This is a genomic window from Halorientalis marina (genome assembly GCF_023028345.1).
GTDB lineage: Archaea > Halobacteriota > Halobacteria > Halobacteriales > Haloarculaceae > Halorientalis > Halorientalis marina.
In genome coordinates this window covers 403,590-417,487 of the sequence record NZ_CP095490.1, presented here as the reverse complement: position 1 = coordinate 417,487, position 13,898 = coordinate 403,590, and the positions used below count along the sequence as shown (strand labels likewise).

The 13,898-nt window shown below is 60.4% G+C and carries 11 protein-coding genes; 3 read left to right on the top strand and 8 right to left on the bottom strand.

Annotated elements, in window-relative coordinates; translation table 11 throughout:
- Window positions 1–93: 93 nt before the first annotated feature.
- From MUG96_RS23425 to MUG96_RS23415, 3 genes are all read right to left on the bottom strand, one after another.
- Entirely contained in the window at window positions 94–402 is a 309-nt protein-coding gene (locus MUG96_RS23425) for an ATP-binding protein (RefSeq protein WP_246989524.1), read from the bottom strand.
- Window positions 403–420: 18 nt separating this feature from the next.
- Complete coding sequence (locus tag MUG96_RS23420) at window positions 421–1,791, bottom strand: histidine kinase N-terminal 7TM domain-containing protein (protein ID WP_246989523.1); 1,371 nt, start codon at window positions 1,789–1,791, stop codon at window positions 421–423.
- Window positions 1,792–2,124: 333 nt separating this feature from the next.
- Window positions 2,125–3,105, bottom strand: a complete 981-nt coding sequence (locus MUG96_RS23415; RefSeq protein WP_246989522.1) for a DUF7351 domain-containing protein — start codon at window positions 3,103–3,105, stop codon at window positions 2,125–2,127.
- 131 nt (window positions 3,106–3,236) lie between these two features.
- Between MUG96_RS23415 and MUG96_RS23410 the strand changes: the two genes are divergently transcribed.
- The gene (locus tag MUG96_RS23410; RefSeq protein ID WP_246989521.1) at window positions 3,237–3,962 is read left to right on the top strand and encodes a cupin domain-containing protein; all 726 of its coding nucleotides are present in this window, start codon (window positions 3,237–3,239) and stop codon (window positions 3,960–3,962) included.
- Window positions 3,963–3,976: 14 nt separating this feature from the next.
- On the opposite strand, the gene MUG96_RS23405 is transcribed toward MUG96_RS23410, so the two are convergent.
- Window positions 3,977–4,417, bottom strand: a complete 441-nt coding sequence (locus tag MUG96_RS23405; protein ID WP_246989520.1) for a DUF6069 family protein — start codon at window positions 4,415–4,417, stop codon at window positions 3,977–3,979.
- A 65-nt stretch (window positions 4,418–4,482) separates the two neighbouring features.
- On the opposite strand from MUG96_RS23405, the gene MUG96_RS23400 reads away from it, so the two are divergent.
- Both MUG96_RS23400 and MUG96_RS23395 read left to right on the top strand, forming a co-directional pair.
- Window positions 4,483–4,989 carry a winged helix-turn-helix transcriptional regulator gene (locus tag MUG96_RS23400; protein WP_246989519.1) on the top strand — a complete coding sequence of 169 codons (507 nt, stop codon included), beginning with the start codon at window positions 4,483–4,485 and terminating at the stop codon, window positions 4,987–4,989.
- Window positions 4,986–5,405 carry a PPOX class F420-dependent oxidoreductase gene (locus MUG96_RS23395; protein WP_246989518.1) on the top strand — a complete coding sequence of 140 codons (420 nt, stop codon included), beginning with the start codon at window positions 4,986–4,988 and terminating at the stop codon, window positions 5,403–5,405. Before MUG96_RS23400 ends, MUG96_RS23395 begins: the two co-directional genes overlap by 4 nt.
- A gap of 218 nt (window positions 5,406–5,623) precedes the next feature.
- Here MUG96_RS23395 and MUG96_RS23390 read toward each other — a convergent pair whose 3' ends face one another.
- The 4 genes from MUG96_RS23390 to MUG96_RS23375 all read right to left on the bottom strand — a co-directional run bounded on the left by MUG96_RS23390 (window position 5,624) and on the right by MUG96_RS23375 (window position 13,780).
- On the bottom strand, window positions 5,624–6,025 hold the full coding sequence (locus tag MUG96_RS23390) for a DUF7970 domain-containing protein (protein WP_007344000.1): 402 nt from the start codon (window positions 6,023–6,025) through the stop codon (window positions 5,624–5,626).
- A complete protein-coding gene (locus tag MUG96_RS23385; RefSeq protein WP_256465459.1) occupies window positions 6,018–6,956 on the bottom strand; it encodes a ParA family protein in 939 nt (312 codons plus the stop codon). Before MUG96_RS23385 ends, MUG96_RS23390 begins: the two co-directional genes overlap by 8 nt.
- Before the next feature lie 136 nt (window positions 6,957–7,092).
- Complete coding sequence (locus MUG96_RS23380; protein WP_246989517.1) at window positions 7,093–10,731, bottom strand: UvrD-helicase domain-containing protein; 3,639 nt, start codon at window positions 10,729–10,731, stop codon at window positions 7,093–7,095.
- Window positions 10,724–13,780 (bottom strand): PD-(D/E)XK nuclease family protein, encoded by a 3,057-nt coding sequence (locus MUG96_RS23375; protein WP_246989516.1) that lies wholly within the window; start codon window positions 13,778–13,780, stop codon window positions 10,724–10,726. The genes MUG96_RS23380 and MUG96_RS23375 overlap by 8 nt, the downstream gene beginning before the upstream one ends.
- Between the last annotated feature and the right edge of the window lie 118 nt (window positions 13,781–13,898).

Genomic DNA, 13,898 nt, shown 5'->3' with positions numbered 1-13,898 from the left:
TTTTGCTGAACTCATCGGCTATATTCAGCAGAGTGGTTATTTCAGCTGTTAAGAGGTTCAACAGAGCCAACTCACTGGTACGTACCCAGGCGGTCAGTCGTCACTCCGGTTCGGGATTCTCATTGTAATAATGTTCCCGTCTTCATAATCGAAATCGACCTCGGCGTTGAGCATCGAGAGACACCAATACGCGATCCAGAATCCGATCCCCTGTCCGTGTTGCAGTGGTGTCTCACCGCCACTCTGCATCGCCTCGATTTCCATTGCTGGGATCTGTGGATTCGTATCTCTGATCTCGATCCCGAGTTGGCGATTGACTAGTCCCGTATCAAAGATGTGAACGTGAACCGTCGGTGCGTGTGCTTCACTATGCATCACCGCGTTTTCGAGAAACGTAGCCACCGCTAACGCGAAGACATCTCAATCAGTGCTGAAATTCTCAACCGAGTCCCCGATAGTCAGCTTGATCTCGGCCTCTGGTTGGGTACTACGAATTTCCTCGCAGAGCTCGCTCATAATTGACTCGATATTAACACGACTGATCGTTAACTCGCGGTCCTGAACACGGTCGAACTCTCGTGCTCGGTCACCGATTCGAAGCAATCGTTGACTTGCATTCGTGATCGTGGTCGCCTGCTCGGTCACTGTCGGGTCACTGGCCGTTGAGCCGATTGATTCGGCATACCCATTGATAACCGTCATTTCGTTCCGGAGATTGTGTCTGAGCACACGGTTGAGGACCGAGAGCCGCTGTTCTCGTCTCCGCTCTTCAGTTATGTCGTACAGTGCGATGAGACTACCCACATCCGTACCCGCTGGATCGGTCAGCGGCGTGTGCGAAACCCCGAAAACACCACCGGACGCGCCCTCAATCTCAATTTCACCATCGTCTACAAGGGTGTCTACTGTGACACCTGCGGCATCGACAAACGGGACTGGAAGCATGACATCTGAGTCAAGGCCCAGCACCTCTTTTGCTCGGTCGTTGAGGCTGACAATCTGTCCCTCGGTATCGACGACGAGTTGGGGGTCAGTGCGGTCAGCGATCGCACTCTGTTCGGCCGCACGCTGGGTCGTCGGATTCGTCTCGAATATATGGGTGCCGACGAACGCGTATCCATCCAACAGGAGATGCGGGAGAAACAGCATCGGCGTCAGATTCAAGGCTGGAATCGGCCCGAGGTCGAACATCCAGATGAGCATCCCGATTGATGGCGGAGCGATACTCAGGATGACGGCTACCGCTTCCCGTCGATACAGCGGGCCATAGTCGAGTATCGCACTGATCAACAGCAGTATGCCGATCCCCGTCATCGCCAAGCCGAACACGAGCGCGAACCACCCCCACGGTTGGAGTGTGTACTGAACTGTTGCGAGGCCGAACACGGGCTCGAACCGGAAGTCACGCCACAGCAACCCGTGCCAACTATTCGTGACGCCTACAAGGAGATTCACCACCGGGACCGCCAGTGCAGCCACGAACAGCGGGCTCCGGACAAGATCCAACCGACCGAGATACGTGAGACCGAACCCGAGGAACAGCGGTCCCATAAAGCAGAGGCTGACGACCGTTACCGTCTCAAGCGCGAGCCGAAGCGTCGGGTCGAACACGACCAGTGAGATCCCATATGTTGTGCAGAACAGCGCAACTGCGGCGAGTAATGCGATGAACCAGTTGGCACCTGGCCGACCGGAATACTGCCGCAAATACTGGATGAGGAGTACTGCGAGTATGCCTGATCCAACTGAGAGACCGGCGACCACCAGGGACGGATAGAGTGTGCTAGACATACCTTGTTACTCTGAGAGCCAAACCGTTGCTCGTTGGGCCAGGTACCACGACGTGGATCTTCAGTTGTCTGTTCTCTATTCGACGTATCAACAAGATAGTAAGCAGTTAGCCGAGATAGCTATTTGTGGGATTATAGCGTTTCGGTCTTGTCGAACATTCTCCATTCCATGAGAGATTCTAGGCGGTCGTGTATTTGTCTATGCTGGTTAATGGTCGTACTCCTGTATGTATCCTCTAAGCTTTGCACTCCGGCTCTTTTCTGGGGTTGATACTAACTGACTATTGATCGAGGAAATTCACAAGTCAAGGCGTGAAGCACCAGTAAGTCTCGGTCAGTCTTCGGCGTCGATTTCGCGTTCGGAGTCCATCTCCTCTTCGACAGTCTCGACGGCGAGGTCGGCGTCGACATGCACGCGGAAGTGGTCAGTGCCGACGACGAACTCGTACTCGACCGTCGGTGGGTCGTGCGAGACGACCTCCTCGCGGAGGTCACGCCCCAGCGCGAGGTCGTCGACACTCGGACGGAGCGCGTTGACGCCGTGGTTGTAGAGGAACCCGAAGACGGGTTCCATGTAGCTCAGTCGGCCCCAGAGTGAGCCCCACTCGACAGTGCCACAGACCCGACACTCGTAGCGGACGCGGCTGGCGAAGCGGTCACCGCAGGACTCACAGATACCGCCTGAGGCGTCGTGGTCGTCACAGAGGACGAGCGACTCGTCGATGGCACCTGCACAGGCCGGACAGAAGCCGTGTAGGAGCGTCATGTAGACGTGGTTCCCCCAGAGGATGGCGTCGTCGTAGAGGTCAGCCGGGTCGCGCTCGACCAGCGCGCTCGCGGGGATGGTGCCCGCCTGTATCGCCCCCGGCGGCGACATCGGGCTCTCGGGGGCGAGTCCCTCACAGTTCGTACACGAGAAGAACACGATACCGTCGCGATAGCTCATGACGATGCCGTCGCCACCGCAGAACGGACACGATCGACCCTCGACGGAGACATCTTCCACTTCGGGATTGTCAGTGACGCTCCCTGCCTGGACGGCGCGGGCGATGTTCTCGCCGGCGTACGTCAGGGTGTAGCCGTCTTCCGAGCGGGCGAGGAAGGGGCCGACGAGTTTCCCGAGGTGGTAGTTGAACTGGCCCTTGTCGTCGAGTTCGGACGCCTCGAACAGCTCCGAGAAGGCGATCGGGGTTCGTTGGCTGTTCGGTTCCGTCGAGCGACGGTTCCAGAGCGTCTCGATGATCCCCATCCGGTGTTCGTTCGCGAGTGCGGCGAACGCGTCCCCGGCCTGGTGGCCGTTCTCCTCGCCTGACATACCTCCCTGTCATCACTGGAGGATAATAAAGTGGGAAGAGTCACCAGTGGCCCAGACCACCGAATCGGGTCCGAGACGTGGAGAAGAATCCTTCTCCGCCCGGTTAAGCCATTACACCGCCTCTACAGGGCATGGAATCGACAATACAGCAAGAAGGGGCAGACGACACCATCACGTGCGGTCGTCTCCTCGAGAACGGTGTGCCGACGGGCGACGGACTGACACTCTCACGGGACGGTCCGACGCTGGCATACTTCGAGGACGCCGTGACGCCGCTGCTCGGGAATCTCGTGCTGGGCGAGTACGGGTTCGGACTCGTCCGCGGCGGGGAGACGGACGGCGAGTTCGCCCGTGGTGTCGGTATCACTCTCCCCGGACGCGGTGCGCCCGACGAGCACGAACACGTCCACCCGTCGTACGCTGAACGCTTCGAAGTCATCGAGGGCGAGTTCGTCTTCGTCCTCGACGGCGACTCCCGGACGCTCACTGCTGGCGAGTCAGTGACGGTCGAGGCGGGAACCCCACACACGTACCGAAACGACTCGGCATCGGTCGCGTCGTGTCTCATCGAGACGCGACCCGCAGGACGACTCGAAGAGGTCCTCTATACGCTCAACGGGCTGTCACTCGACGGAAAACTCGACGAGCACGGGAACCCACGGTTCCTGCAGGGGATGGTGTTCGTCGACGAACTTGCAGACGATACGATGTTCACGAGTCCCCCACCGCTCGTTCAGCGAGCGGTCGCGGCAGTGCTCGCGCCGCTCGCTCGCCGTCTGGGGTATCGCGCCATCTACCCCGAGTACGAGGACGACGCCTTCTGGGAGACACGGATCGAACAGCCGGTCTCTTACTGAATGAAGTCTCTCACTCAGAGCGAGGGCCTGAACAGCCAGACGACGACACCCGCACTGATGACGTGCATCGCAATCATAATCGCCTGAATACCTGATGTGACACCCGGAAACGTCGGCACGACGGTGACCACCGGAACGAGCGACACGAGCACTGCCACAAACGCTAGCGTGACAAACACGGGCCTGGCTCGGTCGGTTATCCGAATTACCACTGCCCCAGCCGCGACAGCCCCCAGTCCGACGACGACTGACGTGGCTATTACGGCGCCCCATCCGAGAGGTTCGAACGACGAAAGCGCCGGCACGACGGCCGCGCCGAGACCACGAAGCAGGAGGTTGACAACCAGAAGGGCAACGACGGTTCGGGCAGCTATCCGAGCAATCGCCGAGCCGGTCCGAAGGTCTGCGGATGATTCGACATCGGTTGTAGTAGTGGTTGTGGGTTCAGCGATCATGCCAGTCCAGTACGTGGCACACAAGCATAACCGGTCGCCGCAATGCCAGGATGTAACACCCATCGATGGGTGTAACCCTCGGGGACGTGGGGAGCGACCACGGCTGGGAGCGTGAGATTATGTGTCTCGGTAGCGTCTTCTTCGTGATGACGACGACGCACCAACCGAACCGTGACGATGCGAGACCGCAGGCGAAATCGTCCGAACGCGAGCGGTCGGTTCCCCAACCACCGGACGCCGCCGCCGACCAAGCCGTCGCCGCATTATTGGACCTGCTGGCCAGACGTCACACCCTCGAGCTCCTCTACGTCTTCGCGCGTGACCCAGGGCCCTGGCGCTATAACGACCTCGAGCAGGCGCTGTCGATACCCCAGAACAGCCTGACCCGTCGACTCGCCGACCTCGTCGAGGCGGACTTGCTTGACCGCCAGGCCTACGCGGAGATTCCGCCGCGCGTCGAGTACACCGCGACCGACCAAGCGGAGGCGTTGAAACCAGTGTTCACCCGTCTGTACGAGTGGTCACCCAGCGCCACGCGCACGGAGCCTGATGGCACGGAGGAAGACTCGTGACCGAGGAGGTATCGATTCCAGAGGAGTACAGCGACCTCTTCGAGTCGCGGTCGTTCGCGTTCGTCTCGACGCTGCTCCCGGACGGCGCCCCACACGTCACGCCGACCTGGGTGGATCGGGAGAACGACCACGTGCTGGTCAACACTGTTCTGGACAACCGCAAGGACCGGAACGTCCAGCACGACCCGCGTGTGGCACTGGCCGTCGTCGACCCGGAGAATCCCTACCGCTACCTCAGCGTCCGGGGTGAAGTCATCGAGCGTCGGACCGACGGAGCCCGCGAGCACCTCGACCGCCTCGCCGAACGATACACGGGCGAGCCACGCTATCCCGGACCGAGCGGTCAACAGCGTGTCGTCCACGTCGTCCGGCCCGACCACGTGACCGGGCAGGCACCGCCCCGCCGCTCCGAGTGAACGGTCACCGAAATTTGTGCTGTGAATCGAAAGCGGAGACCCCGGTTCGGAGCCTCTCCCCGTGGCGAAGCAAGATCGGGCGTATGCATTGAGATGGCCAGTCTCAACTATTGTGAGCCGGCGGTCTCAACTGAGTTCACCGTATAGAGGCGGAATCAGACTATTCTGAGGTTGCTGTTGGGGTATTGTAGAATATCTTTCTATTTTGGAATAGTACGCTATTCAGTCGATTCTGAAGAAGCAGATTCGCGAGCTTGTTCGAATCGTTCGGCCACTTCGTCTACGAGATCTTCCTCCACGACGGTTCGGAGAAGAGCATCAGTCATTTCCCGAACGACGATGTTCTGGTAGCCCTGCTGGTTGAGCTCGCGTTCCAGTTCATACTTCAGCCAGGAATCGAAGTCCTCGATCGTAGCCTCCCGGGCGTAGAAAGGCCGCTGTTTAGCGGCCTCATAGCTGAACGCTGAATCGGTCATCGGGTTTTGTCGTTCGACGGGTTCCTGAGAGGGCGTCTCCTCGTCGCCTCCCGATTCAGACGCGTCATCCGTATCCTGAGGTTCGTCGTCCGGTTCATCTTCGAGTGTCTCCCCGAGGTCGGCAAACGGATCGTCGTCAGACATGGCGGACCACCTCACCTGCCTCGACGATGTGCGCCAACTCGTCGAAACACTGCAACTGGTCACAGTCAGGGTCGTAGTCCAGCAGGGGTTTGCGCTCGCCATAGGCCTTCGTGATGCTGGTTCGGTCCCGGATGCCCGGTGAGGGTTTGAGATCGCCGGCGTCGACAGCCTCCCAGTCCGTGATTCTCGCGAAATTCGGGATGCGGTCCTGAAGGTTATCGTGCGAGTTGAGACGTTCGAGGAGCTGTCGATCTTGAGTCTGCTGGTCGATACGGCCGCTCAACATGTTCGGAACCAGTGACAGAACGTCGACGTCCATATGCTGCCGAAGCGGTGAGATCTGTCGCTCGATGGTTCGCTCCAAGCCGGCCATCGCCTCGTTCCCCGGGGCGAGCGGAAGCACCAAGTTCGCCGTCGCGACGAGCGCGTTGTCCGTGAGTCGGGATCGGTACGCCGGCGAATCTGTGACGATATAATCGTACGTGTCCCCAAGGAGTGGGTCGACGACTTCCCGTTTGAGCAGCGCAGAGGGTTGGAATACGTCGCCGACGACGATCTCCCGCTCGACCTGTTCTAAGTCCTCGCTGGACGGGAGGATATCGAACTCATAGCTGGTATCGTAGACAACTGAAGTCGGGTCAGCATCGTTGAAGAAGACGTCGCCGATGGTTTCCTCGGTGTTGTGGTACTGGTCGTCAAACCCCAGCCCCACGGACGCGTGGCCGTTCGGGTCAAGATCGATGAGGAGGACATCGTGTTCGTGTGCGGCCAGTTGTCGGGCGAGGTTGACCGCAATCGTCGATTTGCCGACGCCTCCCTTCAGCATACACACCGAAACAGCCCGAGAGTTCCCATCGGTCTGTACCGAATCATATGGGCTATTTGGGCTATTCGTTCTATCTATGCTATTCTTGCTATCTGAGCCACTCATACTATTCAGCAGTATCAACCCCTCTCAACTTAACTCTGTGGTGAATAGTCCGAATAGTATTCTATTCCAAAGCTACACGCTATTCCAGAATAGTTTACTACTCCAGAATAGTTAGGATAGAATCAGTAAATGTGGCTCAGGAGACGAGCTCCAACATAGAGCGAAGTTCAGATTCGATATCAGTCAGTTCACTCCGTTGCCACTCAAACCGTTCTTCCACCCCAACATCGGTAAACCGGAGTGAAGCACGAACCTGCCGGGCGGGATCGTGCTGGAAGAGCGCGAGAGCGTAGGCAAGCATTTGCGGCCGATAGTGGTCAGCGAGGGTATCAGTCGTCGTCGACGAAAGATCGTTCGTCTTGTAGTCGATGATATGATACGCATCAGGAGTGACCAGAAGACGGTCAATATCACCCACTATGCGGGAGTCATCAAGACGAGCGACAACTGAGTACTCGTCATAGGTCGCTTCGAGTGGGAGGTCCGCCTCAGTTTCATCGACGAACCGGATCGCATCCTGGGCATGGCTCACGGCCGCTTGGAGATCGTCATCCGTCGGTTCCTCGCTCCCCATACGACTCAATTGACGAATAAACGAGGGCCACTCTTCTCGTGGGGGACGGAGCTCATTGAGCCGATGGACAACAGTTCCAAAGGTGGTGGGACTCAATCCGACTGTCCCATCCCCCGACGTGTAGCTGTGTCCGTCTTCGGAGGCATCCGCAACAGCACTGACGAGGGTCGTCGCGGCAACGCGAACGGCAGCCTGACGTTCCGGCGGGGAAGGGACAGTAATCGCAGGGTCTAACTCTTCAGTCGGAGCCTCAGATTGCCATTCAACCGGCCGAGGTGGCGCCTGAATGGTGTATGGGGCATCACCAATTCGAGCGTCTGTAGCTCCATCGTGGAAAGCCTCAGCGACTAGCTCATGGTCGTCAAACAGAATGGGCTGGAGCCAATCCCGCCAACGACTGGCGTCGTCGAAATCATCTGGCTCACCGAGTTCGATATGGCCAGACTCATCGATATCGATGTCGTGTGTTCCACACAGCAGCAGGTGGTCCCGAGTTCGGGTACAGGCCACGTAGAGTAGTCGTTTGGATTCCGCACGCTCTTGCGGGAGCAAGCGGCGATCGGCATATTCGTGGACTGCAGTCTTCTCGATTGAGAACGCATCGTTGGGGTGAGGACCACCCACTGCAGGAATTGGTGGGGCATCAGTTGTCCCCTCGACGAGGCGGACATAGCCGTGGTCATCGACGGACCGCCCGAAATTGAGGTCACTTCCGAGATCGGGGACAGTGACGATTGGGAACTCGAGTCCCTTCGCGGCGTGAATCGTCATTATCCGGACGCCCTCCACATCGCCGGGGATGTCAGCCTCCCCTTCTCGGGGGTCGATCTCTGCTTGGCGGTCGATCCGGTGGAGCAACCCAGCAGCTGTGTGAACACCGTTCTCGCTCCAAGTACGGACCTGGTCGCGGAACTTCTCGACGTTCGCGACGGCCTGGTGACCGCGTTCGTCAGCACTCACGCTCGCCAGATACCCCGTGTCGTCGATCACTCGGGACAACAGACGGTTCCACGGGAGGACGCCACCTTCAGACGGCGTCGCGCAGCCACTAAGGGTCCGCCATGTCGTGAGGAGGTCGAAAGCATCCGCGAGCTGTGGATCGTCCGTCTCGGCGAGTGCATCCCACACTGAATCAGCCTCGGCAACTGCCGGTGCGAGGCGGTCATCGGTGAAGCCAAACAGCGGGGACCGAAGCACCCCATAGAGAGAGATGTCGTCCTGCGGATCACCAAGTACCCGAAGTAGGTTCGTCAGCGCCTGGACCTCGGGCGTATCGTAGAATCCGACGCCACCGACGACAGTATAGGGAATGTCGTACTCCTCAAGGGCCCGCTGATACCGATCCAGATGGGTTCGCCGGCGGAGGAGGATTGCCGTGTCGTCCGGCGTAGCGTCGCGATGAACACCCGTGTCGGGGTCTTGGACTGTCGGTGGATCGTCGAACAGGTTGGTCAGTCGAGCAGCGAGCGCTTGCGCCTCGGCCTCGATGGTGTGGTCGAGCGCACCTTCAGCTACCGGATGGTCACCGCCGAAGAGTTCCGCCGCCGTGTCGGCGTCGTCGGGCACAGCGAGATACTCGACGCTGCCGGTGAGTCCCTCGATGTCTTCGACTCGATCGCGCTGTGTGGTCAGCGTCTGTGGTGGCGCTTCGTAGGGTTTGTGGGTGTCCCCCTCCGGTTGGAACAGGTACTCGAAGAGCTCATTCAGGAACGACAGCGGCTCGTCCAGCGTCCGGAAGTTCCCAGAGAGTTCGAGCGCGGTCGGACTCTCGGCCTCGCTGTCAGGGACGTCGTCGACCCCACGGGCTTCGTTGACAGTCTGGAGTTCCGCTCTCGCCGCCCCGAACGTCGTCACGTCGGCCCCACGGAATCCGTAGATACTCTGTTTCTCGTCGCCGACCAGGAAGACGTTCGACGCCGTCTGCTCGTCGACGCCCGTGAGGAGCCTGACCAGCTCCCACTGGCGCGGGTCCGTGTCTTGGAACTCGTCGACCATCACGGCCGCAAACTGGTCTTGAAGCCGCTCCGTGACCGCATCGTTAGCTCGCAAGAACTTGAGCGTCGTCTCGATCACGTCGGGAAAGTCGAGTGTATCCCGGCGGGCCTTCTCGTCGGTGTAGGTTACGAGGACATCGTCGAAGACCCGCATCAGAGCCAGCGCGTAGTGAGTGCTGTTCGCTTCGAGCTCACCGGGTGTGGTCTCGACCGCATCCGCGTGCGGTTCGACGGCATCGATAACCGTGTCGATGGCGTCCTTCAGGTCGTCATAGACGTCACCGTACTCACCCCAATCGTCCCGGTCACCGACGACGTACCCCGAACTGCTGTACAAACCGCCGTTCTTCTTCTCACAGGCCTCGTACAGCTCGAGAATTGCCCGCTGACAGTCGCGGGGATCGCTTTCCTCAGGGTCGTCCGAGAGTGTCGCCGCGACCTCGGTGAAGGTCCGGTAGGCCCGAAAACCGTCCTCGTCGCCGATAGCGCCCTCGCGGTCGACGCGGCCCGCGACTGTGCGTAGCCGCTCAAGGAGTCCGTCCGCATATAGCGTCTGTCGGGCGTCGACGACGTCGAGATCACAAACGACCTCCCAACAGATATCGACGTAGTCGTCGACCTCGGCGTCACGCCACTCCTTGAGGACGGACTCGCTCTGTGGGCGCTCATCGAGTAGTCCAGTGAGTACATCGACCAGCTGGTCACGACTCCAAAGCTGAGCAAGGACCTCCACGTCGTCATCGTCCTGGTTGCGTTCGAGGAACTCCGTCACGACTTCGCGTTGGAGTGTCGCGGCGCCGTCTTCGTCGAGCACGTCGAAGCCGAGCGGGACCGGAGCCTCGACGGCCCGTTCTCGCAAGAGCCGCGTACAGAACGCGTGAATGGTGTGGACGTAGCCGTCTTCCAGGTCGTCGAGAACGTTTCGCCAGCGGTGGTAGGCCTCTGGTGAGTCAACAGCCTCGAGCCGATCGTACACCTCCTCCCGAACGCGCTCGGTTAGTTCGGCAGCCGCCTTTCGCGTGAAGGTGATCGTGACGATGTTCTCCGGCGTGAGCGACGGGTTTTCGGCCAGGATCGTCACGTACCGCTCGGTGAGCGTTGTCGTCTTCCCCGTCCCAGCACCGGCAGTGATCGCGACGTTCCGGCCTTGGACGAGCGCGTCCTCCTGTTCCTCCGTGAGCTGAATCTCCTCGGATTCCTCAGTCATCGCTCATCACCGCCTCGATATCCTCGTCGTCGCGAACACGGAGCGGAACGTACGCAGCGTCGTCCTCGTGAACCTCGTCGACGAACTCCCGCTTGCGGTGGTGGCGGACATCGCACGCACGTCGATAGTCACAGTATCGGCAGTTCGCACCACGGGCCGACAGGAGCGTCGTGTGGAACCGTCCGTTGCCAATCGCCTCGTCAATCTGGCCCAGCCACTCCGGAACGACGTTGTTCAAGAAGCGACGAAGGTCGACCTCTGAATCGAACTTCGATTCGACACCGCGTGGAACCTTGAGATCGTTGGGTGGTCGCACCTGGTAGTACGTCGCTGAGAGCGAGCCCTGCTCGAATAGGTCACCATCGACAACCTCGGCGGCAGCGAGTAGATAGATGGGGAGCTGGAACTTCGTGCCGCCGGTCGTCTTCGTCATATACGGTGCTCGACCAGTCTTGTAGTCGTACAGCGTGAGCGTCGGTTGCTCACCGTCCCGGGTCACGTCAACGCGGTCGATGTACCCGCGAATCGAGACGGTCGACCCGTCCGGTCGCTCAACTGTGAACGGCCCAGCATCCGAGTCGGGAAGTCCCTCGCCGAACGGGGCTTCGAACAGGTGTGGGCGGCCAGCGCCGTCCCGCGAGAGTTCGTTGTCGAGGAACGTGGCGAACAATCCTTGTTCCGGTGCGTCGTGGGGCTTGCTCCCGGCCTCATACGGGGCAGTCTCATCGTCGCCAAGACCCGCGAACAACTCCGCTTTCCACCGTTCGTAAAATAGGCCGTCGTACTCGAAGTCAGCATCCCGGAGTTCCTCGACAGCGATCTCGCGAAGGTGCGTCGCTAGGTCGTCCCGGTCGAACTCAGCGAGATTGACACCATCCTCAGTCTCGTCCTGGAGATCCGCGAAGAACCGTTCGAGGACATCGTGGACGTACGACCCGGTTTCGAGGGGTGTGGGGACAACTTCGACGTCGTCGGGGTCTTCGATTCCGAGTACCTTGTCGGCATAGAACTTGAACCCACACTCGACGTATCGCTCGATTCGACTCGCGCTGTAGGGTTCCCGCTCCGACGGAGGGTATACCTCATCGACTGTCTCGGGTTCTAATACGCCATCGTGTTCGGAGAGGCCAGCCGTTCCCCTGTTGTCCGCACAGTGGAGTCCTCGATCAGTGCGCTTGGTCTGCTCGGGGGAGAGGTCACCTCGGTCGCCGGCGCGGCTGACTGCCCCACGCCGGTCGTCCGTTGCAGCGACGCGCCGCTGGAGGTCTTCGCGGGAGCCCACGCGGTCGTCGACGCCGTCTTCGGGGTCGATGCCAGTCACGCGCTGGAGTTCGTCGAGGACCGGTGACCGGACGACGGCGGATTCGTCGTCGCCTGTCTCCGGTGTGGTGATCGTGAGCTCGTCAACGTTCGCGAGGAGCGTCGCGAAGAGATAGCGGCCACGGAGGCGCTCGTCGCCGGTGTCGAACCGTGGGTGAGCGTCGGTCATCTCCTCGAAGAAGGCCGGTCGCTCCGGCGTCACCGGGAAGTGCTCACTGGTCAGGCCCACGAGGAACACCTTTTCGAACGACCGCATCCGGGCGTCGAGCAACCCCATCACTTCGACGTAGCCGCCAGCAGCGCGCTGCGGAACCCGGATCGGCACGCCGTCGAACGCACGGGTGAACAGTGCCAGCGGAGAGAGGTCACTATTGACCGCCGCCAGAGACTCGAACGAGGACAAGACCTCGTCCACGAGGTCGTAGGCCTGCTGTTCGACGGCTTGCTCGGCGCCGCTGGCGTAGTCCTCTGTCGCCGCCTCTAGGTCGAAGCGGTCGTCCATCAGCCGTTGGAGGGTCTCGGTTGCGTCCTCGATGTCGCCCGTTCGGAGGGTCTCCAGCGCGGCCAGCAGCTCTTCGACCAGTGACGCGACCTCGCCGTCGACGTCGTCGAGCAGGGGCGACACAGAAACGGTGTCGCGCCGGCGAGCAGCTGCCGTGACGGCGTTGGCCTGGTCGGTGTCAACGATGTCGACCAGCGGATTCGCTAACAAAGACGTAAGGTCCTCGGCCCGCGGATCTGGTTCGGCCAGATTCAGCAGATCGTGAACGACGCTTCCGGTGAACGTCCGGTTCAGCTGTGATGCGGCTGTCGTGACGTGCGGAATGTCGAACGTATCGAACGTGTCCTCAACGTACCCCGAATAGGCCTCCGTCCCCGGGACAACGACAGCAAGGTCGTCGGGATCGCGCCCACCGGCCAATTCGGTTCGGAGCTCGCGAGCGACGAAGCGAATCTCGCGCTCGGGTGTCGGGAGTTCCCGCCACCGGAGGCCGTCTGGAACAGGGGCAGTATCCGGGTCCGGGCGGTAGAGTGACTCAGTGATCGTTCCGAAGGTCTGCCCCGACTGGTCGATCGGCTCGGGTTCCATTATTTCAAAGTCAAGCGCTTCGTAGACCTCCAGGGCATCTTCCGCAACAGCGTCGACTCCGCTCCGACCATCCTGGTGAAGCGGTAGCAGTGCAATCATCGGAAGTTCGTCGACGAGGCGTTCGATGAAGCGGCGTTCGACGGGGCGGAATTCGTGATACCCGGAGAGGACGACGACATCCAGTTCCGGGGAGAGTGTTGAGAGTGACTTCTCTGTCGTCGCGACTGCGTCGAACATTTCTCCCCGGGTACAGACCCACTCGTCGACGTAGTCAGCGTGGAGATTCCGGTAGTGTCGGTACGCATCGACAGTGGCTGTCGCGATACGGTCATCGAGAGCGGAGCCCTCGAACTCCGCTGCCAATGCGTCGGGGGTCCCGACGCCGGCGTCGTCGAAGAGTGAGAAACGGCTGCTGAACGAATCCGCGAGAGCGGCCGAGGCGGGTTCGCCGGCGAGAGCGCCATCTGTTTCGGCTGTCGTTCGGTCAAGCGCATACTCCGCCAGCCGGCGGTTCAGCTGCCCGGAGAGGGGTTGAACCGGACCGTGGAGCTCCTCATACCACTCCCGAACGACCGCATCGAGCGTCTCGGCACGAAGACGGAGGGGTGCGTGGGACGCGGCCCAGCGATCCTCGACCATACCCCGGCGAGCGTCGTTCCGCGTTATGTAGAGGATACTCCCCAGCGAATCGGTGGCGATGTCATCAGCCCGCTGAAATGCCCGTCGTTCCAATCGGGCGTGTTTCGGACCGGTGAGA